General features: G+C 60.4%; 30 protein-coding genes. 15 read left to right on the forward strand and 15 right to left on the reverse strand.

All coding sequences use genetic code 11. The features are described 5' to 3' along the window. The 3 genes from ACR0DO_RS11745 to ACR0DO_RS11755 all read right to left on the reverse strand — a co-directional run. Nucleotides 1-169 (reverse strand): GTP-binding protein (locus ACR0DO_RS11745; RefSeq protein WP_480559235.1); only part of this gene is annotated, 169 nt, incomplete at its 3' end. A 113-nt stretch (nucleotides 170-282) separates the two neighbouring features. Continuing rightward, nucleotides 283-876, reverse strand: a complete 594-nt coding sequence (locus ACR0DO_RS11750) for a hypothetical protein (RefSeq protein ID WP_480558933.1) — start codon at nucleotides 874-876, stop codon at nucleotides 283-285. Between the two features lie 98 nt (nucleotides 877-974). Then, nucleotides 975-3323, reverse strand: a complete 2349-nt coding sequence (locus ACR0DO_RS11755) for a DNA topoisomerase IV subunit A (RefSeq protein ID WP_480558935.1) — start codon at nucleotides 3321-3323, stop codon at nucleotides 975-977. 218 nt (nucleotides 3324-3541) lie between these two features. On the opposite strand from ACR0DO_RS11755, the gene ACR0DO_RS11760 reads away from it, so the two are divergent. The 6 genes from ACR0DO_RS11760 to ACR0DO_RS11785 all read left to right on the forward strand — a co-directional run bounded on the left by ACR0DO_RS11760 (nucleotide 3542) and on the right by ACR0DO_RS11785 (nucleotide 7736). After that, nucleotides 3542-4132 carry an SH3 domain-containing protein gene (locus ACR0DO_RS11760; RefSeq protein WP_480558936.1) on the forward strand — a complete coding sequence of 197 codons (591 nt, stop codon included), beginning with the start codon at nucleotides 3542-3544 and terminating at the stop codon, nucleotides 4130-4132. Nucleotides 4133-4201: 69 nt separating this feature from the next. After that, nucleotides 4202-5029 carry an SDR family NAD(P)-dependent oxidoreductase gene (locus ACR0DO_RS11765; RefSeq protein WP_170448108.1) on the forward strand — a complete coding sequence of 276 codons (828 nt, stop codon included), beginning with the start codon at nucleotides 4202-4204 and terminating at the stop codon, nucleotides 5027-5029. 80 nt (nucleotides 5030-5109) lie between these two features. Then, nucleotides 5110-5313: a twin transmembrane helix small protein gene (locus ACR0DO_RS11770; protein WP_170448106.1), complete on the forward strand. Its 204-nt coding sequence runs from the start codon at nucleotides 5110-5112 to the stop codon at nucleotides 5311-5313. Beyond that, nucleotides 5314-5886, forward strand: coding sequence for a cob(I)yrinic acid a,c-diamide adenosyltransferase (locus ACR0DO_RS11775; RefSeq protein ID WP_480558939.1), 573 nt, complete (start codon nucleotides 5314-5316; stop codon nucleotides 5884-5886). Between the two features lie 162 nt (nucleotides 5887-6048). After that, nucleotides 6049-6807 carry an electron transfer flavoprotein subunit beta/FixA family protein gene (locus tag ACR0DO_RS11780; protein WP_170448102.1) on the forward strand — a complete coding sequence of 253 codons (759 nt, stop codon included), beginning with the start codon at nucleotides 6049-6051 and terminating at the stop codon, nucleotides 6805-6807. After that, nucleotides 6807-7736, forward strand: coding sequence for an electron transfer flavoprotein subunit alpha/FixB family protein (locus ACR0DO_RS11785; RefSeq protein WP_170448100.1), 930 nt, complete (start codon nucleotides 6807-6809; stop codon nucleotides 7734-7736). The genes ACR0DO_RS11780 and ACR0DO_RS11785 overlap by 1 nt, the downstream gene beginning before the upstream one ends. 61 nt (nucleotides 7737-7797) lie before the next feature. Here the strand turns inward: ACR0DO_RS11785 and ACR0DO_RS11790 are convergent, their stop codons facing one another. Beyond that, the gene (locus ACR0DO_RS11790) at nucleotides 7798-8607 is read right to left on the reverse strand and encodes a DUF6473 family protein (RefSeq protein ID WP_480558942.1); all 810 of its coding nucleotides are present in this window, start codon (nucleotides 8605-8607) and stop codon (nucleotides 7798-7800) included. Nucleotides 8608-8770: 163 nt separating this feature from the next. Here ACR0DO_RS11790 and ACR0DO_RS11795 point away from each other — a divergent pair, with 163 nt between their 5' ends. After that, nucleotides 8771-9646 carry a 3-hydroxybutyryl-CoA dehydrogenase gene (locus ACR0DO_RS11795; RefSeq protein WP_480558944.1) on the forward strand — a complete coding sequence of 292 codons (876 nt, stop codon included), beginning with the start codon at nucleotides 8771-8773 and terminating at the stop codon, nucleotides 9644-9646. A gap of 79 nt (nucleotides 9647-9725) precedes the next feature. Here the strand turns inward: ACR0DO_RS11795 and ACR0DO_RS11800 are convergent, their stop codons facing one another. The 7 genes from ACR0DO_RS11800 to ACR0DO_RS11830 form a co-directional block, all read right to left on the reverse strand. Next, the gene (locus ACR0DO_RS11800; RefSeq protein ID WP_480558946.1) at nucleotides 9726-10589 is read right to left on the reverse strand and encodes a lysophospholipid acyltransferase family protein; all 864 of its coding nucleotides are present in this window, start codon (nucleotides 10587-10589) and stop codon (nucleotides 9726-9728) included. 75 nt (nucleotides 10590-10664) lie between these two features. Then, nucleotides 10665-10934, reverse strand: coding sequence for an HPr family phosphocarrier protein (locus ACR0DO_RS11805; protein ID WP_170328297.1), 270 nt, complete (start codon nucleotides 10932-10934; stop codon nucleotides 10665-10667). Between the two features lie 2 nt (nucleotides 10935-10936). Continuing rightward, nucleotides 10937-11344 carry a PTS sugar transporter subunit IIA gene (locus ACR0DO_RS11810; RefSeq protein WP_170333676.1) on the reverse strand — a complete coding sequence of 136 codons (408 nt, stop codon included), beginning with the start codon at nucleotides 11342-11344 and terminating at the stop codon, nucleotides 10937-10939. After that, nucleotides 11341-12222: an RNase adapter RapZ gene (gene rapZ / locus ACR0DO_RS11815; protein ID WP_480443245.1), complete on the reverse strand. Its 882-nt coding sequence runs from the start codon at nucleotides 12220-12222 to the stop codon at nucleotides 11341-11343. The genes ACR0DO_RS11810 and rapZ overlap by 4 nt, the downstream gene beginning before the upstream one ends. After that, a complete protein-coding gene (locus ACR0DO_RS11820; RefSeq protein ID WP_480558949.1) occupies nucleotides 12219-12689 on the reverse strand; it encodes an HPr kinase/phosphorylase in 471 nt (156 codons plus the stop codon). The genes rapZ and ACR0DO_RS11820 overlap by 4 nt, the downstream gene beginning before the upstream one ends. A 4-nt stretch (nucleotides 12690-12693) precedes the next feature. Continuing rightward, nucleotides 12694-14412: a sensor histidine kinase gene (locus ACR0DO_RS11825; protein ID WP_480558951.1), complete on the reverse strand. Its 1719-nt coding sequence runs from the start codon at nucleotides 14410-14412 to the stop codon at nucleotides 12694-12696. 32 nt (nucleotides 14413-14444) lie between these two features. Next, nucleotides 14445-15149 (reverse strand): response regulator transcription factor, encoded by a 705-nt coding sequence (locus ACR0DO_RS11830; protein ID WP_170448085.1) that lies wholly within the window; start codon nucleotides 15147-15149, stop codon nucleotides 14445-14447. 348 nt (nucleotides 15150-15497) lie between these two features. On the opposite strand from ACR0DO_RS11830, the gene ACR0DO_RS11835 reads away from it, so the two are divergent. The 3 genes from ACR0DO_RS11835 (at nucleotide 15498) to ACR0DO_RS11845 (ending at nucleotide 18327) form a co-directional block, all read left to right on the forward strand. Then, complete coding sequence (locus ACR0DO_RS11835) at nucleotides 15498-17096, forward strand: phosphoenolpyruvate carboxykinase (protein WP_170448083.1); 1599 nt, start codon at nucleotides 15498-15500, stop codon at nucleotides 17094-17096. A 361-nt stretch (nucleotides 17097-17457) separates the two neighbouring features. Beyond that, nucleotides 17458-17748 carry a hypothetical protein gene (locus tag ACR0DO_RS11840; RefSeq protein WP_170448080.1) on the forward strand — a complete coding sequence of 97 codons (291 nt, stop codon included), beginning with the start codon at nucleotides 17458-17460 and terminating at the stop codon, nucleotides 17746-17748. A 27-nt stretch (nucleotides 17749-17775) separates the two neighbouring features. After that, nucleotides 17776-18327, forward strand: a complete 552-nt coding sequence (locus ACR0DO_RS11845) for a hypothetical protein (protein ID WP_480443242.1) — start codon at nucleotides 17776-17778, stop codon at nucleotides 18325-18327. On the opposite strand, the gene ACR0DO_RS11850 is transcribed toward ACR0DO_RS11845, so the two are convergent. Further along, nucleotides 18324-19088: a sulfite exporter TauE/SafE family protein gene (locus ACR0DO_RS11850; RefSeq protein WP_480558953.1), complete on the reverse strand. Its 765-nt coding sequence runs from the start codon at nucleotides 19086-19088 to the stop codon at nucleotides 18324-18326. The two genes, ACR0DO_RS11845 and ACR0DO_RS11850, sit on opposite strands and share 4 nt — an antisense overlap. A 145-nt stretch (nucleotides 19089-19233) precedes the next feature. On the opposite strand from ACR0DO_RS11850, the gene ACR0DO_RS11855 reads away from it, so the two are divergent. From ACR0DO_RS11855 to ACR0DO_RS11865, 3 genes are all read left to right on the forward strand, one after another. Continuing rightward, a complete protein-coding gene (locus ACR0DO_RS11855) occupies nucleotides 19234-20925 on the forward strand; it encodes an acyl-CoA dehydrogenase family protein (protein ID WP_480558955.1) in 1692 nt (563 codons plus the stop codon). Nucleotides 20926-21085: 160 nt separating this feature from the next. Further along, complete coding sequence (locus ACR0DO_RS11860) at nucleotides 21086-21640, forward strand: hypothetical protein (RefSeq protein ID WP_480558957.1); 555 nt, start codon at nucleotides 21086-21088, stop codon at nucleotides 21638-21640. Nucleotides 21641-21678: 38 nt separating this feature from the next. Further along, nucleotides 21679-22071: an META domain-containing protein gene (locus tag ACR0DO_RS11865; protein ID WP_480558959.1), complete on the forward strand. Its 393-nt coding sequence runs from the start codon at nucleotides 21679-21681 to the stop codon at nucleotides 22069-22071. Here ACR0DO_RS11865 and recO read toward each other — a convergent pair. Further along, on the reverse strand, nucleotides 22055-22780 hold the full coding sequence (gene recO, locus ACR0DO_RS11870) for a DNA repair protein RecO (RefSeq protein ID WP_480558961.1): 726 nt from the start codon (nucleotides 22778-22780) through the stop codon (nucleotides 22055-22057). The two genes, ACR0DO_RS11865 and recO, sit on opposite strands and share 17 nt — an antisense overlap. A 224-nt stretch (nucleotides 22781-23004) precedes the next feature. Here recO and ACR0DO_RS11875 point away from each other — a divergent pair, with 224 nt between their 5' ends. Then, nucleotides 23005-23778 carry an FkbM family methyltransferase gene (locus ACR0DO_RS11875; RefSeq protein WP_480558963.1) on the forward strand — a complete coding sequence of 258 codons (774 nt, stop codon included), beginning with the start codon at nucleotides 23005-23007 and terminating at the stop codon, nucleotides 23776-23778. A 15-nt stretch (nucleotides 23779-23793) separates the two neighbouring features. Here the strand turns inward: ACR0DO_RS11875 and ACR0DO_RS11880 are convergent, their stop codons facing one another. Together ACR0DO_RS11880 and era are read right to left on the reverse strand one after the other, a co-directional pair. Next, a complete protein-coding gene (locus tag ACR0DO_RS11880) occupies nucleotides 23794-24123 on the reverse strand; it encodes a DUF1491 family protein (RefSeq protein WP_170448060.1) in 330 nt (109 codons plus the stop codon). Next, nucleotides 24120-25028 carry a GTPase Era gene (gene era, locus ACR0DO_RS11885; protein WP_480558965.1) on the reverse strand — a complete coding sequence of 303 codons (909 nt, stop codon included), beginning with the start codon at nucleotides 25026-25028 and terminating at the stop codon, nucleotides 24120-24122. Before era ends, ACR0DO_RS11880 begins: the two co-directional genes overlap by 4 nt. A 156-nt stretch (nucleotides 25029-25184) precedes the next feature. Here era and ACR0DO_RS11890 point away from each other — a divergent pair, with 156 nt between their 5' ends. Next, nucleotides 25185-26561 carry a multicopper oxidase family protein gene (locus ACR0DO_RS11890; RefSeq protein WP_480558967.1) on the forward strand — a complete coding sequence of 459 codons (1377 nt, stop codon included), beginning with the start codon at nucleotides 25185-25187 and terminating at the stop codon, nucleotides 26559-26561. Nucleotides 26562-26590: the final 29 nt, after the last annotated feature.

The following is a 26590-nucleotide window of genomic DNA, read 5'->3' on the forward strand; positions in this document are numbered from 1 at the left end:
TGATGCCGCGCGCTTTCTCTTCCGGCGCACCGTCGATTTGGTCATACGCTTTGAAGTCACCGAAATACTTGGTGATCGCTGCGGTCAGCGTCGTTTTACCATGGTCAACGTGGCCAATCGTGCCGATGTTGACGTGCGGTTTTGTACGCTCAAACTTTTCCTTTGCCATTCCTCAGGCACCCTTTTGCGATTTGGGGGACCCTTGGTCCCGTGGTTACATCTGCGCGCGCGAGATATTTGGTTCAAAGGGGAAAATCAAGCGCATCCTGCGTTAAAACCCGTTTACGATGCCGGATTTTGCGTCACCACGTCGGAATCCAGTGGCTGGATCAGGTCCGGGCGTCGATCGAACCAGCCGTTCTCTTCATGTTCTTCGGCCAACCACTCTTCGACCCGGTCGGCCACTTTGAGAGCGAGACCGCTCATTTGTTCCTCTTTGGTGCGCTCGTGACCCGACCCTTTCAGGGCGCTCCCCCCGGTCGTATCTTCGAGGACCTGGAACTGCTTACCCTTGGCGAGGAACTCTTTTTCATTCACGTCGTAGACATTGACCAGAACGATAGCCGTGCTTTTGGGGTTGTAGATCACCGGGATGCCCGGAGGAGCCAGCATATAACCTTCGAGGCTGATGCCGATGTCGTATTCTTGTGCGCCCTCGTAACGCCCAAGTCGAATATCAACTGCATTCTGAATGGCCTCGGTCCATTCACCCGGCGTGGCGTCACGCGACACCGGCCCCTGAACCGCCTTGTCGGCAAAGGCGTAGTTGACCCTCAGCTTGAACTCACCCAACGACTCAGGTTCTTCGTAAACCTGTGTCTGGGTGCAAGCGCCCATCAGGGCCAGTCCGGTGATCAAGGTCAGAATGCGCAACATGGTCTCTTCTCGATAGGCCTGTTTTGCTTTGATCTAGCGCACCGATACGGCCTGTGCCAAGCCGTATCGGCGAAATTCTACCTGAAGCGTGTGTCCGATCACGAGAATTTATAATCGCGCGGGAAGCCGTAGGGCGGCTTTTTCCCGACGCTGGCACGCTTGGCCAGCCATTGGGACATGTCGGCTTCGTGCCGCGTTTTGTCACCGCCCATGGACCATTTCAGACCCTCTTCCCAGTTGAAGGTCGTCAGGTCCGACAGACCGCCATCCAGCTCCAGCGTCCCCTGACGCCCGCGTGCCATGTTATACTTCTGCAGGCGCACACCTTTGCCGCGGGTCATCTCGGGCAGGTCCTCGGTCGGGAAGACGAGGAACTTGCCGTTCTGGGACACTACGGCCACGTGGTCGCCTGCGACCGGCTTACAGATCATCGCGGTTTCGTCGCCTTTGACGTTCAGAACCTGTTTGCCGTTGCGGGTTTGGGCCAGCACCTCATCTTCAGGCACCATGAAGCCGTTACCCGCGTCCGAGGCCACCAGCAGCTTGCGCCCCGGCTTGTGGATCAGGATGTCGATAATCTGCGCCTCGTTCGGTAGATCGACCATCAGGCGCAGCGGCTCACCCATGCCCCGCCCACCAGGCAGGTTGGCGGCGCTGACCGTGTAGAATCGCCCGTTTGAGGCAAATACCAGCAGGCGATCCGTGGTCTCTGCGTGGAAGATGAAACGTGGGCCGTCACCATCCTTGAACTTCAGCTCACGCTTCAGGTCGATATGACCGGTCATGGCGCGAATCCAGCCCATCTGAGAGCAGACAACCGTGATCGGTTCCTTATCGATCATCGCCTCCAGCGGCACTTCCTCGACCTGTCCGGCCTCGGCAAACTGGGTCCGGCGCACGCCGCCTTCGTAGTCTTTGCCGAAGGTCTTCTTAGTCTCTTTCAACTGCTCGGCGATCTTGGCCCATTGCAGGGCGGGATCGGCAAGCAGGTCCTCGAGATTGGCGCGCTCTTCCATCAACGCATCGCGTTCACGGACCAGCTCCATCTCTTCGAGACGACGCAAGGAGCGCAGGCGCATGTTTAGGATGGCGTCGACCTGAACCTCGGACAGCTCGCCCTCGCCCGGCTTGGGCGAGACATAATCCGCCTCACTGGTGGCGCGAACATGGGTAATGCCCCAATCCTCGCGCATCAGGGCGGCTTTGGGGTCGTCGTCGTAACGAATGATGTCGATCACGCGGTCGAGGTTGAGGAAGGCGACGATAAAGCCCTCCAACACCTCCAAGCGGTGATCGATCTTGCCCAGACGGTGACGCGAGCGACGGATCAGAACCTCTTGCCGGTGATCAAGGAAGGCGCGCAGCACTTCCTTCATCGAACAGACCTTGGGCGTCACGCCGTCGATCAGCACGTTCATGTTCAGGCTGAACCGCACCTCAAGGTCCGAGTTGCGATAGAGCATCCCCATCAGCACCTCGGGGTCCACGTTCTTGGAACGCGGTTCGAGGATCAGACGGATATCGTCGGCGGATTCGTCACGCACATCCGCAAGGATCGGGATTTTCTTGGTCTGGATCAGCTCGGCGATCTTTTCGATCAGCTTGGACTTCTGAACCTGATAGGGAATCTCGGTGACCACGATCTGCCACTGACCGCGGCCCAGATCTTCGACCTCGAACTTACAGCGCAGGCGGAACGATCCACGCCCGGTGCGATAGGCCTGCGCGATGTTCTCGGGCGGTTCGACAATCACGCCGCCTGTTGGGAAGTCCGGACCGGGCACGTAGTTCAGCAGCGTATCGTCGCGCGCGTCCGGCGTCTTGATCAGATGCAGACAGGCGTCGCACAGCTCGGAAATATTGTGCGGCGGAATATTCGTCGCCATGCCGACCGCGATGCCGCTGGAGCCGTTGGCCAGCAGGTTCGGGAACTGCGCGGGCAGCACAACCGGCTCGGTCAGCGTGCCATCATAGTTGTCGCGGAAATCGACGGCGTCCTCGTTCAGGCCCTCAAGCAGCGCCTCGGCCACGATGGTCATCCGTGCCTCGGTATATCGCGAGGCCGCCGGGTTATCGCCGTCGATATTGCCGAAATTCCCCTGCCCGTCCACCAGCGGATAACGGACGTTAAAATCCTGCGCCAAACGCGCCATTGCGTCGTAAATCGCGGCGTCGCCATGCGGGTGGTAGTTACCCATCACGTCGCCCGAAATCTTGGCGGATTTCCGGAACCCACCCGTCGCGCTGAGTCGCAGCTCGCGCATCGCATACAGGATTCGCCGGTGAACCGGCTTCAGACCATCGCGCGCGTCCGGCAAAGCCCGGTGCATGATGGTGGACAGCGCATAGGTCAGATAGCGTTCGCCAATCGCGCGGCGCAGCGGTTCAGCTACCTCGCCCCCGTTCTCGGGGGCCTCCATGTTGGGGTCGTCGATCGTATCGTTCATATATGATGTGATACGCCGCAAGAGCGCCTTGGTAAAGCAAGCAGCGCATATTTTGCTGGGGACAAGTGGCGCTTTTTGCAACAGGGGGAGGCAACCCCCGGATTTCCCCGGTTTTTCGACACGCCCCCCGAATTATGTTACCCTGAACGGATTAGACTACTGCCTATTTGTTGTTTCTTACGATTGCCGGGGGATGCGCCATGACGCGCCTTATTGTTATGACTTTCGCTGCACTTGGTTGGTGCTTTTACGTAATGAGCGGTGGACCGGATTTCGAACCGCGTGGCCTGCGGGCCGAACAACCCGTTCGCATCGCCTCGGCTCCGAATCCATCTGTCGCCCCTGCCCGCGCCGAAGAGCTTGTGACCAATGTCGCGGCCCGCGTTCCGACCCTACGCATTCAGCCGGAATCAGCGGTGGACGAGGTGGTCGAGTTCGTGGCCGACGACGCCACGCTCGAATCTTTCTCGACCCTGTCGGTGTTCGAAGACCAGAGCGCCAACATCACGCTGGCCTCGCTTGAAGACGGCGTGGCCGGTCTGAGCCAGACCACCGACGAGGTTCAGAACGATGTGGCGGAGACGCCCGCCCTCCCCGAGCCGGAAAAGGACATGCGTGAAATCTCGGGCACCCGCGTGAACATGCGCGACGGGCCGGGCACGATCTATCCGATCATCGGCAAGGCCACCATCGGCCAGCAGGTCGAAGTGCTGAGCGAATCCGGCACCGGCTGGCTGCGCCTGCGCGTGCTGCCGCAGCAACAGGTCGGGTGGGTTTCTGCCTCGCTGGTACGAAAAACCCGGAACTGACGTCGTGCTGTCATTGTCCTGACCCGAACCGCGCCATAGCTTAGGCGCAGGTTCAAAGTCAGGAAGATCATGCAAAAGACCATTCTTATCACCGGTTGCTCCTCGGGCATTGGCCTGGACGCAGCCCATGGGATGCGTGCGCGTGGATGGCGGGTGTTTGCGTCCTGCCGCCAGCAGCGCGATTGCGACCGTCTGAGGGCGCAGGGATTCGAAAGCCCGCAGATTGATTACACCGACGCAGACAGCATCACCTCGGGCTTGGCTGAGGTTCTGGAGGCCACCGGCGGCACGCTGGACGCACTGTTCAACAACGGCGCGCATGGCTTGCCCGGCGCGGTCGAGGACCTGCCGACAGAGGGTCTGCGCGCGATATTCGAATCCAACTTCTTTGGCTGGCACGAGCTGACCCGGCAGGTGATTCCGGTCATGCGGGCGCAGGGGCATGGGCGAATCGTTCAGAACTCCTCGGTCCTCGGTTTTGTGGCCTTTCCCTGGCGCGGGGCTTACGTGGCCACGAAATACGCTGTCGAAGGTCTGACGGACACCCTGCGCCTGGAACTGGCCGACACCGACATCAAGGTCATTCTGATCGAACCCGGCCCGATCACCTCGAAAATCCGCGAAAACTCGATCCCGTTTTTCGAACGGTTCATCAACTGGCAGAATTCGGCCCTGCGGGAACGGTACGAGGCGTCCCTGTTGAAAAGACTGTACGAATCCTCGGGGCCCGACCGGTTCGAGCTGCCGGCCTCGGCCGTGACAGACAAGCTGGCCCATGCGGTCGGGTCAAAACGCCCCCGGGCGCGGTACTATGTGACGACGCCCACATACATCGCCGGATACCTGCGCCGCATCCTGCCGACCCGCACCATCGACCGCATCCTCTCGGACGTCTGAGGTGAAATTAACCGTTCGCTTTTTGGCCCTGTGGGTCTAGATGATAGACCAACGAAACAAGAAACGCGGACGGTGCACCCATGGACCTTTTGATGGTCGTTTTGCTGTTGGCTATGGCGGCGGTGGTCGTCGTGCTGGCGATTGGCATCTCAAACTTCGGCAAAAGCGGAAAGAGCGCCGCGATGAAAAGCAACAGGATGATGCAGCTGCGCATCCTGTTTCAGTTCATTGCCGTGGTGCTGATCGTGCTCTACGTCTGGCTGCGCGGACAAGGAGCACAGTAAATGGTCGTTCTGAACAAGATTTACACCCGCACCGGTGATGACGGGAAGACGGCGCTTGGCAATGGTGAGCGGGTTGCAAAATACTCGGGCCGCGTGGCCGCCTATGGCACCGTGGACGAGCTGAATGCCTTTGTCGGCGTGGCCCGCACCGAGGCCGAAGGCGATGTCGATACCGCCCTGTCGCGCATTCAGAACGACCTGTTCGATCTGGGCGCGGACTTCTGCCGCCCCGAAATGGAAAAGGACGCCGAGGCCGACTATCCGCCCCTGCGCGTCGTTGCCTCTCAGATCGACCGGCTCGAGGCTGAAATCGACGCCATGAACGAATCTCTGGAGCCGTTGCGCAGTTTCATCCTACCGGGCGGGTCGCGGTTGGCGGCGCAGCTGCATGTATGCCGGACCGTATCGCGCCGGGCCGAGCGGCTGGCCGTGGAACTGACCAACATGGAGCCGGTGAACGAGGTCGCGGTGAAGTACCTCAACCGCCTCAGCGACTGGTTCTTCGTGGCCGCGCGCTGCGCCAATGAAAACGGCACGCGGGATGTGCTGTGGATCCCCGGCGCGAACCGCTAAGTTTCGGGCCGCAGCGTCAAAAAACACGAAACGCGACGTCCCAAACCCATGACGTGACGATTTTGCTCTGTTGCGCGGCGAATTCAGACGTTATTCAAACGTCCGAGAGCATTGGTGGAGTCGCAACGCGGCTTACCGTTTTTTGTGAGGAGCAAGCGCAAAATGAAGGTACTCGTGCCTGTCAAACGCGTGATTGACTATAACGTTAAGGTTCGCGTTAAGGCGGACGGTAGCGGTGTCGATCTCGCCAATGTCAAAATGTCGATGAACCCGTTCGACGAGATCGCGGTGGAAGAGGCGATCCGCCTGAAAGAAGCGGGCAAGGCTGACGAAGTTGTTGTCGTTTCGATCGGCGTCAAGCAGGCGCAGGAAACCCTGCGGACCGCGCTGGCCATGGGCGCCGACCGCGCGATCCTGGTTGTTGCAACCGATGACGTGCACACCGATATCGAACCTCTGTCCGTTGCGAAAATCCTGGCCAAAGTGGTCGAGGAAGAGCAGCCGGGCATCGTTCTGGCGGGCAAGCAGGCGATCGACAACGACATGAACGCCACCGGCCAGATGCTGTCGGCCCTGCTGGGCTGGTCGCAAGGTACCTTCGCGTCCGAGCTGGACATCGAAGGCGACAGCGCCAAGATCACCCGTGAGGTTGACGGCGGCCTGCAGACCATCTCGGTCAAGATGCCGACCATCGTGACCGTCGACCTGCGCCTGAACGAGCCGCGCTATGCGTCGCTGCCGAACATCATGAAGGCGAAGAAAAAGCCGCTGGATGAGAAAACCGCCGCCGATTACGGCGTCGACGTCTCGCCGCGCCTGGAGATTGTCAAAACCGAAGAGCCGCCGGCGCGTGCCGCCGGTATCGTCGTGGGCTCGGTCGACGAGCTGGTCGAGAAACTCAAAGAAGCGGGGGCTGTGTAATGGCTGTTCTTCTTCTCGCTGAAGTCAACAATGGTGAGCTGTCGATGGACGCCACCGCCAAGGCAGTCAACGCCGCAAAGGGTCTGGGTGACATCACCGTTCTGGCCGCGGGCGGTTCTGCCGCCGCCGCTGGTGAGGCCGCTGCCAAGATCGATGGCGTATCCAAGGTTCTGGTTGCCGAAGACGCCTCGCTGGGTCACCGCCTGGCGGAATCGACCGCAGCGCTGATCGTGTCGCTGGCAGACGGGTACGAGCACATCGTTGCCCCCGCCACCACCGACGCCAAGAACGTCATGCCGCGCGTTGCAGCGCTGCTGGACGTGATGGTGATCTCGGATGCGTCCGGCGTGGTTGACGGTTCGACCTTCGAACGTCCGATCTATGCGGGCAACGCGATCCAGACCGTAAAGTCGAACGACGCCAAGAAAGTTGTCACCCTGCGTACCGCCAGCTTTGACGCGGCGGGTGAAGGTGGTTCGGCGGCTGTCGAGACCATCTCGGTGGGTGAAAACCCCGGTCTGTCGTCCTGGGTCGAGGACAAGGTGGCCGAGAGTGACCGCCCCGAACTGACCTCGGCTGGCGTGGTTGTCTCGGGCGGCCGTGGTGTCGGCTCGGAGGAAGACTTCAAACTGATCGAAACCCTCGCCGACAAGCTGGGCGCCGCTGTTGGCGCGTCGCGTGCGGCTGTTGACTCGGGCTATGCCCCGAACGACTGGCAGGTAGGTCAGACCGGCAAGGTTGTTGCCCCGGACCTGTATGTCGCCGTCGGCATCTCGGGCGCGATCCAGCACCTGGCGGGCATGAAGGACTCGAAGGTCATCGTGGCGATCAACAAAGACGAAGAAGCACCGATCTTCCAGGTTGCTGACTTCGGTCTGGTCGCTGACCTGTTCGACGCCGTGCCGGAACTGACCGAGAAACTCGGCTGATCACAGGAACAGGTTTTTCTGAGAGAAACCTTGGAAGGCCCGCCCCAAAGGCGGGCCTTCTTCAATTCAGGTTCCGAATTGGACCAACCAATGCATCGGCAATGGTCTTATGTGCGGCAGGGCCAATCATATGCTCGGCCATCGGCTGTTGCAGGGTGCCGAATAGCATGTCCTCAAGTTCATCAGATTGACCGGACACATGGGCCGCGACCTCGACACAGGCGGCGGTGTGCGGGCGGACGGTCTCCAGCATCTCAGCTGTTACCGTGACCGGAACCCGCTGACTGTCCTTGTCCTGCAAGACGCGCAGGCCCAGCAGAATGACCGGTGTCTCAAGTCTGCCCAGCAGATCGCTGATTTTTTGAACCCAGTTTCGGCGCAACTCTTCGGCCACAACCTCGAAACGGGCGTCCTGATAGCCTTGCAGCAGGCGCATCAGGTGGCACACGAAATGGACGTCGGCAAAATCCACCTCGGGGTACAGATCGATCAAATCCGGTGTTGGAGCCAGAACCCGGTCATTGCGCCGGGGGTGGACGCGGTAAAAGTGATTCGACTGGCTCAGGACACCAGGGGCCTGCAGAATGCACAGCTCTGCCCCGTTCAGCAGCGAGAACAGCCCCGCATCACCGCAGAGCGCGTCCAGCCCGCAGAACAGGCTGCCCAGATTCAGGCACCGCCGGTCCAGCCTTTCTTCGAGAATCGCCGCAAAGGGCCGTTCAACAAACCGGCCATAGGTCTCATCCCCGCCGGCGCAGACCATATAGGCCGTGTCCAACGACCGTTCCGGCCCGCGGAACCAAAGGCGCGATTCTCCGTATTGGCATACGTCATGCCCGGCCCCCGCCGAGCCTGTTTGATGATAGCTCATAACACTCACCCATTTTTCACCCGATTGCCATCTTGCAGCCCCAAGTCTTTAGAAAACGCTAATGTGCGCATTTGAAGCAAATTGGATGGGTTCGATCCCCTTGCCGCCCCCACCGATCTGCCGATACTGTCCTCGCAACCCCGAGACACAGAGGCCTCAGAAAATGGATGTAAAATCAGTCGGAGTGATCGGCGCGGGCCAGATGGGTAACGGTATCGCCCATGTTTTGGCGCTGGCGGACTATGATGTTCTGCTCACCGATGTGAACCAGGACGCGCTGACCGCTGCCGTGGCGACGATTGAAGGCAATATGGCGCGTCAGGCCTCGCGCGGGAAAATCACGGATGAGGCGATGCAGGCCGCAATGGGGCGGATCAAGACGACGCTGCAGCTGCCGGAACTGGGGCAGACGGATCTGGTGATCGAAGCCGCCACCGAGCGTGAGACGATCAAACAGGCGATTTTCGAAGACCTGCAGCCGCATCTGCAGCCGCATACGATACTGACCTCGAACACCTCGTCCATCTCGATCACGCGTCTGGCCAGCCGCACGGATCGGCCCGAGAAATTCATGGGTTTCCACTTTATGAACCCGGTGCCGGTGATGCAATTGGTCGAACTGATCCGCGGCATCGCCACCGACGAACAGACATTCGGCACCTGCAAGGCAGTGGTGGACCGTCTGGGCAAGACCGCCGCCAGCGCCGAGGACTTCCCCGCCTTTATCGTGAACCGCATCCTGATGCCGATGATCAACGAGGCGGTCTATACCCTGTATGAAGGTGTCGGCAACGTGCAGTCCATCGACCAGTCGATGAAGCTGGGTGCGAACCATCCGATGGGGCCGTTGGAACTGGCCGATTTCATCGGATTGGACACCTGTCTGGCGATCATGAACGTATTGCATGACGGATTGGCCGATACCAAGTACCGCCCTTGCCCGTTGCTGACCAAATATGTCGAAGCTGGGTGGCTGGGCCGCAAAACCGAGCGTGGGTTTTATGATTACCGGGGCGAAGTTCCGGTTCCGACACGTTAAGGCAGAGGGGGCCAGCCCCCTCGCCCGGATTTTATCCGGGCTCACCCCCGGGATATTCTTGGCCAGATGAAGAGGCGGATCAGCGTTTGATTGACTGGCCCAGCGACAGTGTGTGCTTTCTGAGCCAAGCCATGAAGCCGCGCGGGTCGCGTTCCAGCAGCTGCATATCCTCGTCCGAGATCGGATCGCCGATCACCGGGGATTGCGGTTTGTTGCAGGAGCGTACGATTTCATGCAGCAAAAGCCCCTGCCGCAGGATCGGTGACAGCTTGTTGGCGATCTGATAGGCGCGCGAGTTGCTGCCAGGAAAGAAAATCGGAACAACCCGTGCGCCAGAGCGGCGGATCATTTTGGCGGTGAACACGTTCCATTCGCGTTCCTGCGCCGGGCCGAACCAGTCGTCCGAGGACATCACCACGCCCGATGGGAACAGGGCCACAACGCCGCCCTCTTTCAGATGGTCCATCGCCTTGCCGCGCATTTCCAGCATCTTGGCCTGTGCTTCGGGGTCATGCGGGAACGGCACCGGAATCATGAACGAGGTGGCCGCTTCGTCCAGCCCTGTCAGGACCGAGCGGGTCAGGATGCGGTAATCGCTGCGCACCCGACCGATCAGCTCGGCGAAAATCATGCCGTCGACCATGCCATGAGGGTGGTTCGCCACCACGACCACGGGGCCTTCTTTCGGGATGCGGGCAATCTGCTCTTCCGGCGTGGTCAGGTCGATGCCCATGACCTCGAGCGCGCCGCCCCAGAACCGCTGGCCGCGATAGTATTCGTTCTTTTTCTCGAACTTGTTGACCATGCGCAGGATGGTCAGCTTGCCGGTGCACCATTCGATGGCACGAATGGCTGTGGACGTCCAGGCATCGTCGAACGAATTCGCGTAGGTCAGGGTTCTACGGTCGTAGATTTCGCCCTGGTCCGCTGTCCCATCCACCATCGGGCCTGTCTTGGTCTCGTGCGTCGTTTCCGCCAATTCCTGGTCTTCCCGTTCTTCGTATCGCGGCTGGTCTGGTCAGAACCCTTCCCCGAACTTGTCGTTCACCAGGGTTTCCAATGCATCAGCCAACGCCTCAGCATCCGGTCCGGACGTCTCGACGTCAATAGTCGTTCCGCGAGAGGCTGCCAACATCAAAAGGCCCATAATACTGTCGCCCGATGCAGAAAAGCCGTCCTTGGAAACCTCGGCCTGCGCGTCAAAGCCCTCGACCACCTCAACCAGCTTGGCCGAGGCGCGGGCGTGCAAACCTTTTTCATTAATGATTTTCAGGCTTCGATTGGTCATTCTTAATCAATCCGGTCTTCTTGTAATGTCACATTTTGCGCATTGATATATTTGCGTCCAGCCTCCATCGCCTGCCGCACCGCATCAGCAATGGGCAGGTGGCGGGTTTTAGCCAATTTAATCAACATAGGCAGATTTGCACCGTAAAGGATGCGACGGTCCTGCGGCGCGCAGGCCCGCAGGCTCAGATTCGACGGGCTGCCTCCGAACAGGTCGGTCACGACAACCACGCCATCCCCGGCATCAACACTGTCGGCAGCGGCGCAAATCTCGGCCTGCTTGGCCTCGCGATCGTGATCGGGCTCGATCGAAATCGCGGCCAGGCCGGGTTGCTTTCCGACCACATGCTGCATGGCGGCCAGGTATTCCTGCGCCAGCCCCCCATGTGCTACGAGTACAATCCCGATCAATCCGGCCTCACATTCAATGATCGTCGTTCCATTTCGCGGTGCCTAATTGCCACTTGCTGCCCCTCTTCTGCAAGGGCCTTTGCAACCGCTTCGGCCATTGCCACCGATCTGTGTTGCCCTCCGGTACAGCCAAAGGCCACGGAAAGGTGCGCCTTGCCTTCGGCCCGGAAGGTTGGCAGCAGGACTTTCAGCAGGTCAACCACCCGGTCGAAAAACGGCGCGTAGTTCGTATCCGACTGAACATAGTGCGCCACGTCCGGGTTTCGACCATCTTCTGCCCGCAACTCGGGCCGCCAATAAGGATTGGCCAGAAACCGGCAGTCGAACACCATGTCCAGGCCCCGCGGCAGACCGCGCTTGTACGAAAAGGATTCGATGGCCACCGACAGGTGCCGCCCACCCTGCGGGGCGAACCAGCGTTCGACCTCCTGGCGCAGTTGGTGAATGTTCAGCGGGCTGGTGTCGATCAGGATATCGGCGATTTCACGGATCGGGGCCAGCAATTCCTTTTCCTGCCGCACACCGGTTTCCGGGCTGGCATCCGCTGCAACCGGGTGCCGGCGACGGGTTTCCGAAAACCGCCGCAAAAGAACATCGTCACTGCAATCCAGATACAGCGTCGTCAGGTCGACCTGCTCCATCCGCCGCAGCCTGACAGCCAGCTCGATAAAACCGATGGTCGAGAAATCACGATTGCGGGCATCGATACCCAACGCCATCGGACGGTCGCTTTGCGGGCCTTCCAGCAAGCGCATCAAAAGACCCATCGGCAGGTTGTCGATGGCTTCAAAGCCCAGATCTTCAAGAACCCGGATCGCCGTCGAGCGGCCCGCACCCGAGGGGCCCGTCACCAGGACGATGCGCCGTTGCGTTGTCATGTGCTGGGCCATTCCGGGTCCACGCGCCCCATCTTCAAAAATTGCATAAGTGCCGCAGCTAAATTGGGCACGCCCCCCGCCCGAAGCAAGGGAACAGTTTGCCTCAGCACCACGGTTTTTGCCGGCTCTGGCAGGCGCGCCGGTTCGGTCTGGTCAAGGTCGACCACATAGCGGACCGGCGTCGCCCCCGCAGCATGTGCACGCAGCAAGCCGAGGCCGCGCGCCTCAATCAACCCGCGCAGGTTCGGGGCAGCGTCGGCTATGGCCTTGTCGCCTGCCATTCGCAGCTCGACCCGGTCATCGCCGACCAACTCGGCCCCAAGCGCCATCATCTGCAGGGCCAGCGCCGATTTCCCCGTCCCCGAACGCCCGAGGATCAGCGCACCCTGCCCATCAACGGTAACACATGTGGCGTGGAGTATGGCGGTGTCCTGCTGCTGGATATCCAAAAGGGTTTGGCCGCTCATACGCTTACACGGGCAGGCCCACGACGAAACGCGCGCCTTGCGGGTCCGACGTGATATCCGCTTCGGTCGGGCGAATATTCTCGGCCCAGATCACGCCGCCATGCGCTTCGACGATCTGTTTCGAGATCGCAAGACCAAGACCCGAGTTATTGCCAAAATGCTCGGCCGGGCGTTGCGAATAGAACCGCTTGAATATCTTGGTCAACGCCTGTTCCGGAATGCCGGGACCGGTATCCTCGACCACGATCAGTACGCGGTTTTCGCGCCGCCGCACCCAAAGCCGGATGGCATCGCTTTCCTCGCAAAAGGAAATCGCGTTGGTGATCAGGTTGACGAAAACCTGCGCCAGCCGCGCCTCAAGCCCGTTGATCGTGATCGGCTGAGACGGCAGGTCGGTGATATAGTCGATGCCTTTGGCGCGGGCATCTTCGCCCAGAAACTGGCTGATATTGCCCAGCAGTTTGAGCAGGTCGAAGGGCTGTTCCTCTTCTTTGACCAGTTCTGCATCCAGCCGCGACGCGTTCGAGATGTCGCTGACCAGACGGTCCAGACGCCGCACGTCATGTTCGATCACGCCCAGCAGCTTGTCGCGCTGATCGTCGCGTTTGACCATGCGCAGGGTGCCCACCGCCGATTGCAGACTGGCCAGCGGGTTCTTGATCTCATGCGCCACGTCGGCCGCAAACTGTTCGTTGGCGTCGATGCGGCTATACAGCGCCGTCACCATCCCCCGCAGCGCGCGGCTGAGGCGCCCGATCTCATCCGGGCGGGCGCTGAGGTCGGGGATGCGGATACGGCCCGGATTGACCCCGGCACCGCGATCCTTGCCCATTTCAGCCGCGGCGGCCAGATCGGCCAGCGGGTTGGCAATGGTCGAGGCCAGCACAAGGCTGAGCCCGATGGACACCAGCAGCGCCACAACGAACATCTGCAGAATGCGTTCTTGTTCGCGCCGGGCCAGCGCGTCAATCTCACCAGCAGGACCAGCCATTGCGACCGCGCCGACCGGTGCCCCGTCCAGCAGGATCGGAGCCGCGCTGACGATGACAGTTTTGCCCATGTCATCCTGAACCGCCTGCACCTGCATCTGGCCCTGCAGCGCCTGCGGAATGATCTCCTGCACCCTTTGCGCAAGGGTCGGCGCATCAGTGCCACCCCCGCCTGCGAAGACTCGGGACAAACCGGTCCAAACCGCATTCAGCGCGTCGCTGATCAGTGTGCTGCCGGTTTGAACCTCGGCGTCAGGTCTCAGAAGAACCGGCATTTGCGATGAGGCCGATGCCCCCCGCGTCCAACCGATCAGAGTTCCGCCAGCGTCATAGACAAAGACCTCACCCCCGTCGGGAAGGCTGAGGCCTGCAAGCGTGTCCTTCACATCCAGCGCTGCCGGTTCGGACGAGCTGGCGGCCTGGTTCTGACGCAGCTGGGCCTCGAACACGTTGCTGACCAGCTGCGCGTCCCCGATCAGGTTGCGCGCGGTCTGCTGGACCTGCTCGTCACGGGAATCGTCGAGATACAGCAAGCCGGTGACAAGGATGACCAGCGCGATCAGGTTGAAGGTGATGATCTTCCGCGCCAGCGGTGAGCCGCGCAGCGAAAACAGGTTTCGCCGCCGTCGCGTAGCACGCAACTCGGCAGACTCGGAATCTTGCGGGATGACCCAGTCATCCCCCAGAACAACATCTCCGTCCTGTAATTTGGTCACTTGTTCCGTATCGCGCACCAGACCCGGTTACCCTTTTTCAGCGGCTACGCTTATTCTTCGTTATACCTGTATCCGATGCCATAAAGCGTTTCGATCGCCGAAAACTCGGGATCTGCCGCCCGCATCTTTTTCCGCAGACGCTTGATATGGCTGTCGATGGTCCGGTCGTCCACATAGACCTGATCGTCATAGGCCACATCCATCAGCTGATCGCGACTTTTAACAAAGCCCGGACGCTGCGCCAGCGCCTGCAGCAGCAGGAACTCGGTCACTGTCAACGAGACATCCGCACCCTTCCAGCTGACCGCATGGCGCAACGGGTCCATCCGCAGGTCGCCCCGCTCCATCACCTTGGTATCGCCGGTATTGGCGTTGGTCACATCGCCCGCCGTCGCCTCTTGCCGGCGCAACAATGCGCGGATGCGTTCGACCAGCAAACGCTGCGAGAACGGCTTTTTCACATAGTCATCCGCGCCCATGCGCAGGCCCAGAACCTCGTCGATCTCATCGTCCTTCGACGTCAGAAAGATCACCGGCATCTGGGTTTTCTGCCGCAACCGTTGCAGCAAATCCATGCCGTCCATGCGTGGCATCTTTATATCCAGCACGGCCATATCGGGCAGTTTCTTGTTGAATGCATCCAGGGCTGCTTGCCCGTCGTTATAAGTTTCGACCTCGAATCCTTCAGCTTCGAGTGTCATGGAAACGGATGTCAGAATGTTTCTGTCATCGTCCACCAGTGCAATCTTTGACATCGGGGATACCCCTATTCCTGCTCTCTCATGCAATATTTCGCTTATTAGTAAGGCATCTTTGTCGGTTTTATGGCCGCGAATCAATCCGTATCTGCGAATCGCGCGTTTCTTGTCACATAGCTGCGGCAAAAAAGCCGTTAACCCGCGCGGAAAAGTGCCTTGTTTTTCGACAGGAATTTCCTGATGGCGCTAAACCTGAGCTTGGTTGCGCTAACTGCGGCAAACCCTCCTGTTCATGCCCCAAACGACCGTGATAAGAGGCGCCCAGCCGCCGGACTTTCCCGGCACACTGCCCCAAGAGCGCACGTGGCCCCAACAGCCGCCGCGCCGCCACAGGAGAAGACACACATGACATCTGGACGGGTTAACCCGCAATTCCGCCTCGAAGATCAGGGCATCGAGGGTCTGGGCAATGTCTATTACAACTTCATGGAACCGGCGCTGATCGAAGAGGCGCTGAAGCGCGGCGAAGGCACACTTGGCAATGGCGGAGCCTTTCTGGTCACCACCGGCAAGTTCACCGGCCGTTCGCCCAAGGACAAGCACGTCGTCAAGACCGACAGCGTCGCCGACACCATCTGGTGGGAAAACAACGCCGCGATGACCCCCGAGGGCTTTGACGCGCTGTACGAAGACATGCTGGCCCATATGAAAGGCCGCGACTATTTTGTGCAGGACCTCGTCGGCGGTGCCGATCCGGCCTATTCGATCAACGTGCGCATGGTCACCGAGCTGGCTTGGCACAACCTGTTCATCCGCCACCTGCTGCGCCGCCCGGATCGCGAGGACCTGAACGAGTTCATCGCCGACTTCACCATCATCAACTGCCCCAGCTTCCAGGCCGACCCAGCCAAGCACGACTGCCGCAGTGAGACCGTGATCGCGCTGAACTTTGATCGCAAGATGATCCTGATCGGCGGCACGGAATATGCCGGCGAGAACAAGAAGTCCGTGTTCACCCTGCTGAACTACATGTTGCCGGAAAAAGGCGTGATGCCGATGCACTGCTCGGCCAACCACGCCGTTGGCAACCCGGTCGACACCGCCGTGTTCTTCGGCCTGTCGGGCACCGGCAAGACCACCCTGTCCGCCGACCCGGCGCGCACCCTGATCGGTGATGACGAACATGGCTGGTCGGATCGCGGCACTTTCAACTTCGAAGGCGGCTGCTATGCCAAGACGATCAACCTGAACGCCGAGGCTGAACCCGAAATCTACGCCACCACCAGCAAGTTCGGCACCGTGATCGAGAACATGGTCTTCGATCCCGAAACCAAGGAGCTGGATTTCGACGATGACTCGCTGACCGCGAACATGCGTTGCGCCTACCCGCTCGAATATATCTCGAACGCATCCAGCAGCGCTCTGGGCGGTCACCCCAAGAACATCATCATGCTGACCTGTGACGCATTTGGTGTTCTGCCTCCGATCGCACGGCTGACACCGGCGCAGGCGATGTATCACTTCCTGTCCGGCTTCACCTCGAAGGTCGCCGGGACCGAGCGTGGCATCACCGAACCACAGCCGACCTTCTCGACCTGCTTTGGCGCGCCGTTCATGCCGCGTCGGCCTGAGGCTTATGGCAACCTGCTGCGCGACAAGATCGCCCAGCACGGCGCGACCTGCTGGCTGGTGAACACCGGCTGGACCGGCGGTGCCTATGGCGTTGGTTCGCGGATGCCAATCAAGGCCACCCGCGCCCTGCTGACCGCAGCGCTGGACGGGTCGCTGCGTGACGCCGAATTCCGCAAGGACGCCAATTTCGGCTTTGACGTGCCGGTATCGGTGCCCGGCGTGGCCGAGGTTCTGCTGGACCCGCGCCGCACCTGGGACGACCAGGCCGCCTTCGACAAACAGGCGGAAAAACTGGTGCAGATGTTCGCCGAGAACTTCGAACAGTACCTGCCCTTCATCGACGAAGACATCAAAGCCGTCGCCATCGGCTAACCGGAAAAGGGGGCGGTTTCGCCCCCTTTTTCTTGGAATGTCTATCGCGATGCGATCACCCCAAGGTTGTATTACGCACAGTTCGGTTACAAATGCGTTGCCCGAGGACAGTTCGTGGGGTATTTGATGACGTCATTATGACGAAAAAGTCCGGCGCAATTCTGCACCGGACCAAACTTGAAAAGACCTTGGGGCAGCTCGAGCAGACGATCACATCAGCAGAATGAGCAACCTAATCAAATAAGTACTGTATTATAAAGGGAATAAGTGTCAAGATGAGACGTGCTGAAAACACTCAACTCAGTATGTCGATTTTCGTCGCGGACATGCGGCTGACGGCACTTGAAGCGATGGGTAGAATATGACCGAAATCTCGAAACTGACCGAACTGCGCAAGCTGATGCAGAGCATGGAGCAGACGCTGGGGCTGGAGCAACTGTCTCCGGTTGAGCGCGACATCTATTACGCGGCCGAAGAGCTGTCAAAATCCGACGAAGAGGTGCGCACCTTCGGGCTGATTGAGCACACACTTGTCAAAAGCGTCTCGCGACCGACCTTCTTTCGCGCACTGAAATCCTTGGTGCAGAAAGGCTACTTGTCGCAAAGCGGCAGCGCCAACCGGGGCCGGTATATCGTTCATGCCCCCAAGTGACGCCTTTAAACTGCGCACAGGTAGCTGATGATCGACACGCGCAGGTGGGCGACTGACACATTCTGTGCCTCACTGGCGTATGTGGTGGCATCGTACCTTACATTCGAGGTGCTGATGCCGCTTCAGAATGTGTTCTTTCCTGAATATCCAAGTCGGGCCAGTTTGCTGTTCCTGCCTCATGGGGTGCGGGTGCTGTCGGCGTGGCTTTTGGGGTGGCGGGCGATCTTTGCGCTGCTGCCCGGAGTCTTTGTGGTCTTTGCCTTTCTCGGCGGCAGTGACGTGTTCCTGCCAAGCCGGTTGATGGCGATTGTGATTGCCGTCACTACGGTGCCGGCCGTGTTTTACCTGTGTAAATGGGTCGGTTGGGATCTGTTTCCCCGACCGGACCGCAGACCCTGCTGGTCTTGTGTCATGGGGGTGGGGATCATCACGTCCTTCCTTGTTTCCGGCCTGACCAACCTGGCATTCGGCAGCGCACGCGTCGAATACGTTGCCTTTCTGATCGGCGACATTTCGGGGCTGTTTTTCCTGATGCTGGGGCTTTACTATACCTTCCGGTTTGCCGACAGGCGCAGTTAGCCGAGCACCCCGCGCCGCAAAAGGTTCACGCCTGCGATCAGCAGAACAAGCAGCGTCACCTTGCGAAACACGGCCTGATCGATGCGCGACTGCAACCCCAGCCCGATCCACATCCCCGCCAGCGCCGGCAGGATCAGGATCGCCGAAAACGGCACCGTCTCGGCCCGCAGGATGCCAGAGCCCAGATGCGCCAGCATCAGCGCAACGGCCCCCAAACCGTAAATCACCCCCTGCACACGCATCTGCATCGCTTTGGGTGTGTCCAGCGCGGTCAGATAAGCAACGGTCGGCGGCCCCCAGATGCCCGACATCCCGCCGACAAACCCTGCAACCGCGCCGATTCCGGCCTCGATCCGCGCAGACGGTTTGCCAAGCGAGAGCTTCACGCCCAACACCTGTATCAGCGCGAAAAACGTGACCGGAATCCCGATCATCAGCAAGAAGGTCCGGGCAGGCACTGCGCTGACCAACTGAGCGCCAAGCAGCAGGAACACAAGCCCGACCATCAGAAATACCCGGAACTGTTTGATCGCCGAGACGGCGGCAGGTACGCCCTCGCGCAGAGCCTGCACGCCGTTGGTCACCAGTGTCGGCAGGATCAGCCCGGCAATCGCCAGATCAGGCGGCAGGAACATGCTGAGCCCGGACACCAGAACCATCGGCATGGCAAACCCGACCATGCCTTTCACCCACCCCGCCACAAAGGCGACGACAAGGGCCAACATCAGATCTTGCGGAGTGAGCAACGAAAACAGGGTCATACGCCCGTGATATCACTCTTGGCGGGCGCTGCACTGCAAAATTGTCAAAGCAATTTTCGAACTTTTTGGCGGCTATATACGTATTTTTGTTGCGCTGCACGTGCAGCATGATATGACCGGACGACACCAGAGAAGGACCTGATTCATGGCCCATGACGGACAGGATATGACCCAGATGACAACATCCGCGATTTTGCCCGAGCTTCTGACGCTGACCCGCGCAGCTCTGCCCGCTGTCGAAACCGTGTTTGAACGCGCCCGCGACGTGGTGCGTGAGATGGTCACCGACGATGGCCGGGTCTCTGGCGCGCTGATCGAGGCGAACCAGACCGCCGCACATGGTCTGGCCTGGCTGGCGACGTACAACCAGTCTCTGCAACAGATGCAACGCTGGGCCGACGCGCTGGACGCGGATGGCAAGTTTGGCGAGATGGAACAGTTGCTGCACCAGATCGCCTTTGGTGAATACCTGCATCAGGTCGCGGGCGGCATCCCGATGAACCAGGGTGAGGTCGTGCGCCTGCAGGATATGGGTCTTGGCTGGGACGCGCTGTCGGGCTTCCAATGTTCTGAAGTGCAGACCTTGATGGCGCAGGCCAACTCTCAGGCCGCCCGCATGCGGTTGGTGGCCCTGATGGAGGATCAGGCCGGCGCGACAATGTTCGGCGCCTCGGGTCTGGATGAAGAGTTGGAAATGATCCGCGACCAGTTCCGCCGCTACGCGCAGGAAAAGGTCGAACCGAACGCGCATGACTGGCACCTCAAGGACGAGCTGATCCCGATCGAGATCATCGAGGAACTGGCCGAGATGGGTGTCTTTGGCCTGACCATCCCCGAGGAATTCGGCGGGTTTGGCCTGTCGAAAGCCTCGATGTGTGTAGTGTCCGAGGAACTGTCACGCGGCTATATCGGCGTCGGCTCGCTGGGCACGCGGTCCGAGATCGCGGCCGAGCTGATCATCGCGGGCGGCACCGACGAGCAGAAAGCCAACTGGTTGCCGAAGCTGGCCAGTGCAGAAATTCTGCCGACCGCCGTATTCACCGAGCCCAACACCGGATCGGACCTCGGCAGCCTGCGCACTCGCGCGGTCAAGAACGCGGACGGCGATTACGAGATCACCGGCAACAAAACATGGATCACCCACGCGGCGCGGACCCATGTGATGACCCTGCTGGCCCGTACCAACCCCGACACCACCGACCACCGCGGCCTGTCCATGTTCCTGGCCGAGAAAACGCCGGGCACCGACGAGAACCCCTTCCCCACTCCCGGCATGACCGGCGGCGAGATCGAGGTTCTGGGCTATCGCGGCATGAAGGAATACGAGCTGGGTTTTGACGGCTTCAAAGTCAAAGGCGAGAACCTGTTGGGCGGTGAAGAGGGCAAAGGCTTCAAACAGCTGATGGAAACCTTTGAATCCGCCCGCATCCAGACCGCCGCCCGCGCCATTGGCGTGGCGCAAAGCGCGCTGGATATCGCCATGCAATACGCGGTTGACCGCAAGCAATTCGGCAAATCGCTGATCAACTTTCCCCGCGTGTCCGGCAAGCTGGCGATGATGGCGGTTGAAATCATGATCGCGCGCCAGCTGACCTATTTCTCGGCCTGGGAAAAGGATCACGGCCAACGCTGTGACCTTGAGGCCGGGATGGCCAAGCTGCTGGGCGCACGCGTCGCGTGGGCGGCTGCGGATAACGGTCTGCAGATCCACGGCGGCAACGGCTTTGCGCTGGAATACAAGATCAGCCGCGTTCTGTGCGACGCGCGCATTCTGAACATTTTCGAAGGGGCTGCCGAAATTCAGGCACAGGTCATCGCACGACGTCTGCTCGGGTGACCGAATTCGGCATTCCTGTTTCCCCGACTGACCCGGCCTTAGCGCCGGGTCTTTTTCTCTTGGGTACAGGTTGTGATCCGCCGATACGTGAACTTCCCCTTTGATCTCAGGCGGCAACCCGGTTAGAGCACTCTGCGCTTCAAAAAGAATGGCACACGGAATGACCAGACGATTTTTCGCACTTTGGGCGGTCCTCACAGCCCTCGCCCTGAGTGGCTGCGCCAAGACACAGCCGACCGCGACGCAGAACGATATCGACGATCTGGCTCAGGCCATCCAATCCCTCGACCCAAAGGTCGACCCGGTCGAGGCGCAAACCGCCGCCACAATCGCCTACAGCTATTCGAGGCAATTGAAGCACGAATGGAACGTCACCGACTCGGCCATCATTCACAACGCCAAGATCATCAATGGCTTTCGTGAAAAGGGCCTGTGCAACGACTGGGCGCAAGCCATGACGACACGCCTGCGGCAGGAAAACTTCCGCACGCTGGACCTGCACTGGGCCACGTCTCCGCCGACGCAGTTTCGGATCATCCACCACTCGGCCCTGATCAGCGCCAAGGGGGATTCGATGTATGACGGGATCATCCTTGATCCGTGGCGCGCAAGCGGCGCGCTGACTTGGGCACCCGTGCGAGAGGACACCAGGTACAATTGGCGTCCGCGTCTGGAAGTGCGGGAAGAGTTGATCAGCGGCGAACTGCCTTACTAGCGGTTCCGTCGACCGCCCTGCTGCGCTAAGACCGACCCATGACACGCCTGATCCTGACCCTGCCCCTGCTTGCCCTGTTTCAATGCGACAAGGATGAGACGGTAGCCGCCTATGGCGCGGCAGACCAGACATGGGCACTGCAAGAGATTGACGGGCAGCGTTACGAGGCCAGTGCCCTGCTGCGCTTTCCCGAGACAGGCAAGATCGAAGGCAACGCACCCTGCAATAGCTACAGCGGCACCCTGAACGCGCCCTACCCGTGGTTTGAGGTCACGGATCTGACCGCCACCCGCGCCGCCTGTGCCGGGCTTGAGGCCGAGGGTTTCTATTTCGCCGCCCTTATGGCCATGACCCTATCCGAAGTTTCAGGCGATGTGCTGATCTTGCGCAACGATGACGGGCACGAGATGGTGTTCACAGCCGTCGAGTGAACCGATCCACGAACCGCGCTCGCGCCTCGGGCAGCGGATGATGGCCCAGCGAGGGCGCGACCCTGTGTTCCAGAAAATACCCGGTTGTCTTTAGGGCCTCAGCGATCTCGGCATCTGGCGCGGCCCCTTCGCCACGCAAACAGGGTGGCAGGGGCAACAGCTTGTCCGCCCACTCCCCCGCACCTTGGGCGCTGACGGCCCGGCCAGTCTTGGGCGAGGCGTAGGCCAGCCCTTCGGTCGCGCCGGTCACCGCACAGGCAGACAGGTCCAGACCAAAGCCCAGATCCTCAAGCAGCGCCAGTTCCCAGCGCAGATAGGCCAGCGGCCAGACCTCATCCTGCCCCAGCAAGTCCATCAACTGTTCGGTCTGCCTGTAGATCGCCGGATGCGGCTCGCGCTCGGGCAGGCAGAACGACAGCAACGACACCACCGTGTTCAACCCGGCCAGCGCCAGCCGCCCTGAAAACGCCGCCGCCGCGCGGGACCGCAAGGGTTCCACCTGAAACGTGCCGATATGCTCCTCAAGCCGCGCGCGCCAGAGCACATCCAATTGCGCGCCGGGCTGCAGGATCGGCGCAATCTTTCGGCTGGTCCCACCGCGGACAACACCGGCATGACGCCCGTGGCCTTCGGTAAAGACCTCGATAATCGCGGCCGTTTCGCCGTGGCGGCGAGTCGTCAATAGTATGCCGTGATCGCGCCAGTCCAAATCGTGGGCTCCGGTATTCAGTGGGTGATGCCCATAGAAAGCCCACCCGCGCGCCGGGCGCAAGCGTGGGCTGACAATGAGACCCCGCGCAGGCTTGTGGCACCGGCACAACATCCGCATGTGCAAAGTTGCACGGGTAAAGGGCAGTTTGCCGTTTTCCACGTTTGGCCCGCCTGTTAGACATCCCCTAAAGATGCGCATTCTAAAAAACGGGACCATTACATATGGACTGGCCGAACGACCTTCTCCGCGACATTTTCAATGATCCGAAGACACCGAACCACACCAGAAAACGCATCCGGCGCGAGTTGAAGCCGACCGAAACGGATTACAAAGGGTGCCGCATGCGCATCCACCCTGCGGACAACAACACAGAGTTTCAGATCTGGCGCATGGGGCGCACGCAGGAGGAACGGGCGTTGCGGCACATCCTACAGGGTTTGCCCCGCGACGGACCGATTGTCGCCTACGATGTCGGCGCGAATGCCGGGGCCCATACACTGCGGCTGGCTGCGGTGGCCGCCCCGGGTTCAGTGATACATGCCTTCGAACCGAATCCTGTGATGCGCGCGCGGCTCGTGGAAAACATCCGTCTCAACGAATTCAAATCTGTCGAGGTGCACGATTGTGCCATTTCCGACGAGCACGCAGAGATGGACCTGTTTGTACCCGCCAACGGAAACCTTGGCCTGGCTCGTCTCAATGAACCGATGCGCGGAGCGCACAAAATACAGGTCGAGGTCCGTAAACTGACCGAGTTCCTTCCCCCAGACCCCAAAACGGCGATTGATTTTGTCAAAGTGGATGTTGAGGGTCAGGAAGATCGGGTTCTGGCCCCGCTGATTTCCGAAGCACCGGTCGCGCAACGCCCTAAAGCGCTGTTCTTCGAGGTTCAACATGACAAGCATTGGGCCGCAGATCTTGAGGGGCTTCTTCTGCGGTCAGGCTATGAGCTTCGGGGAAAGTTCGGTCGCAATGCGCTTTACCGGTTGGATTGACGGCCCACGCGCGCCCTACTCCAAACCCTCTTCGCCCAGCAGATGCCGCCCCTGCCGATCCTCGACCTCAATCACCCATAGGTCGGGGTCAAAGCTGCGCTGGCGTTCGATGGCGGTGTCCACATCCGCCTCGGGGCCGGTGGACAGTTCGACCCATTTGCGATCACCGCTCATCAGGTCAAAGCTGCGCTGGAATGCCACTGCCTGACCGTTCAGCGTGTTCAGTTTGACCAGAACTGCCCCCGCCGTGTCGTCGCCATGTGCGACAACAAAGGCCGGGATTTCCTGAAAGCGAAGCCGCGCCAGATAGGCGTGGACCCAGAATTCGGCCGTCAGGCGGGTCATGCGTTGCCGTCTTTGAAATCCAGACCCATTTCCGAATAGCGCTCGGACTCCTCCAACCAGTTGGGCCGGACCTTGACCTGCAGGAACAGGTGAATCTTGCGATCCAGAAACTCTTCCAATTCAGCGCGTGCAGCCTGGCTGACGGCCTTGATCGTCTCGCCGCGTTTGCCCAGAACGATGCCCTTGTGGCCGTCGCGCATGACATAGATGACCTGATCGATCTTGGCCGAGCCGTCCTTGCGCTCTTCCCAGTTTTCGGTCTCGACGGTCAGTTGGTAGGGCAGTTCCTGATGCAGGCGCAGGGTCAATTTCTCGCGCGTCATCTCGGCTGCGATCGTGCGCAGGGGCAGATCGGCAATCTGGTCTTCGGGGTAGAGCCACGGGCCTTCGGGCAGTTCCGCTGCAAGCCACGCCCGCAGGTCATCCACGCCATAGCCCTTTTCGGCGGAAATCATGAAGGTCTCGGCAAAGGGATAGCGCCCGTTCAGGTCGCTGGTCAGCGCGAGCAGCTTCTCGGACGGTACTTTATCGATCTTGTTGATCGCCAGCGCGATGGTGCGGCCCTGCCCGATCTCTTCCAGACCTTCCAGGATGCGTTCCACACCTTCAGTTATGCCGCGATGCGCCTCGACCATCAGCACCACGACATCGGCATCCGCCGCCCCGCCCCAGGCGGCAGCAACCATGGCGCGGTCCAGACGGCGGCGCGGTTTGAACAGGCCGGGCGTATCCACGAACACCAGTTGCGCATCACCCTCCATCGCCACGCCGCGGATGCGGGCGCGGGTGGTCTGCACCTTATGCGTCACGATCGAGACCTTGGCCCCGACCATGCGGTTCAGAAGGGTGGATTTGCCTGCGTTGGGCTCTCCGATCAGGGCGATAAATCCGGCGCGTGTGGTCATGTGTCCTGCGATCCTGTTTGCAAGTGCGCACCCCTATAGCAGATTGACCCTTTGGACCAGAGGGATTTGTCGCATTGCAGCCATGAGGTTACGGTGGCAGAACCGCATAATGCCGCGCCAAACCCAGCCAGGCGGCAACCCTTCTATGAGGCAGATATGAAACGTCGTGAGTTTCTTTTGGGCAGCGGCGCCGCCGCTGGCGCGTTGGGCTTGGGTGGGATCGAACTGGCTGCTGGCGCTCAGGAACTGGTTGTCCAACCGGCCAGCTTTGCCCTGCGCGAGCGCGTCACCACCGGTATGGTCAGCCTGTCGCCGGACGCGCCGCCCCCGGTTCTGTATGGCAAACAAGGCGAAGTGATGCGTCTGCCGGTGCGCAATACCCTGCCCGACTATACGGCGATGCACTGGCACGGGCTGCGCATTCCCAATGGTATGGACGGAGTGCCCTATCTGACCCAGATGCCAATCGGTCCGGGCGAGGTGTTCGACTATGAATTCACGCCGCCGGATGCAGGCACCTACTGGTATCACCCCCATTGCATGACGATGGAGCAGATGGCCCATGGCCTGACCGGCGTTATGGTGGTTGCCGAGGCTGAAGACCCCGGCTTTGACAGCGAGCAGGTGGTCAACCTGCGCGATTTCCGGCTGGATGAGGACGGGGGCTTTCTGCCTGCCTACACCGCACGCGGGGCGGCACGGGCCGGAACATTCGGCAACGTGCAGACAGCGAACTGGCTGGACGGGCCGGTCTATGATCACGCGGCTGGTGGTCTGGTGCGGCTGCGGGTGATCAACACGGACACGACCCGCATCTATAAAATCCATTTGCAGGGTGCCGAGGCCCGGATCATTGCCTGGGACGGCCACCCTGTCGAGGTCGAGGTGCAAATGCCCAGCGCCGAAGCGCCGCTGTTGGTTGGCCCGGGGCAAAGGGTGGATTTTGCGGTTCATATGCCTTCTGACGAAGGACAGACCGTTGACCTGATGGCAAAATTCCCGGGTCAGCCGCCTCGGGCGATGACTCGCTTGCGTGCGGTAGGGGCGTCCGTGGCACGCGATCTGCGCGAATTGCGCCCCTTGCTGGTAAACCCGGTGGCCAAGCCCGATCTGAGCACGGCGGAACTGCATGAATTTGTCTTTGGCTGGACGCCCGAGGGGGGTGAACCGGTCAACGGGTTCTGTGGCTCGCTGGGGTATAATTTCTGGTCCATCAATCGAACCCCGTGGCCCGGTGACGCGGCGCAGGGAGTTGGCCCATTGGCGACACTGGAGATGGGCAAAAGCTATGTTCTGCGTCTGCGCAATGAGTCTCCGAACCTGCACCCGATCCATTTGCACGGGCTGGCTTTCTTGCCGTTGACGTCAAACCTGCGCAGCTTGCCGCCGCTGATGACAGACACGATGTTGCTGCTGAAGGATGAGGTTGTGGACATCGCCCTGGTTGCAGACAATCGCGGAGACTGGGCATTCCACTGCCATGTGATCGAGCATCAGAAAACCGGGTTGACCGGGTTCATCCGGGTGGTTTGAGGGTCAAATTGGCTGCGCCAATCCGACCG

The organism is Ruegeria sp. AM9 (assembly GCF_056540565.1).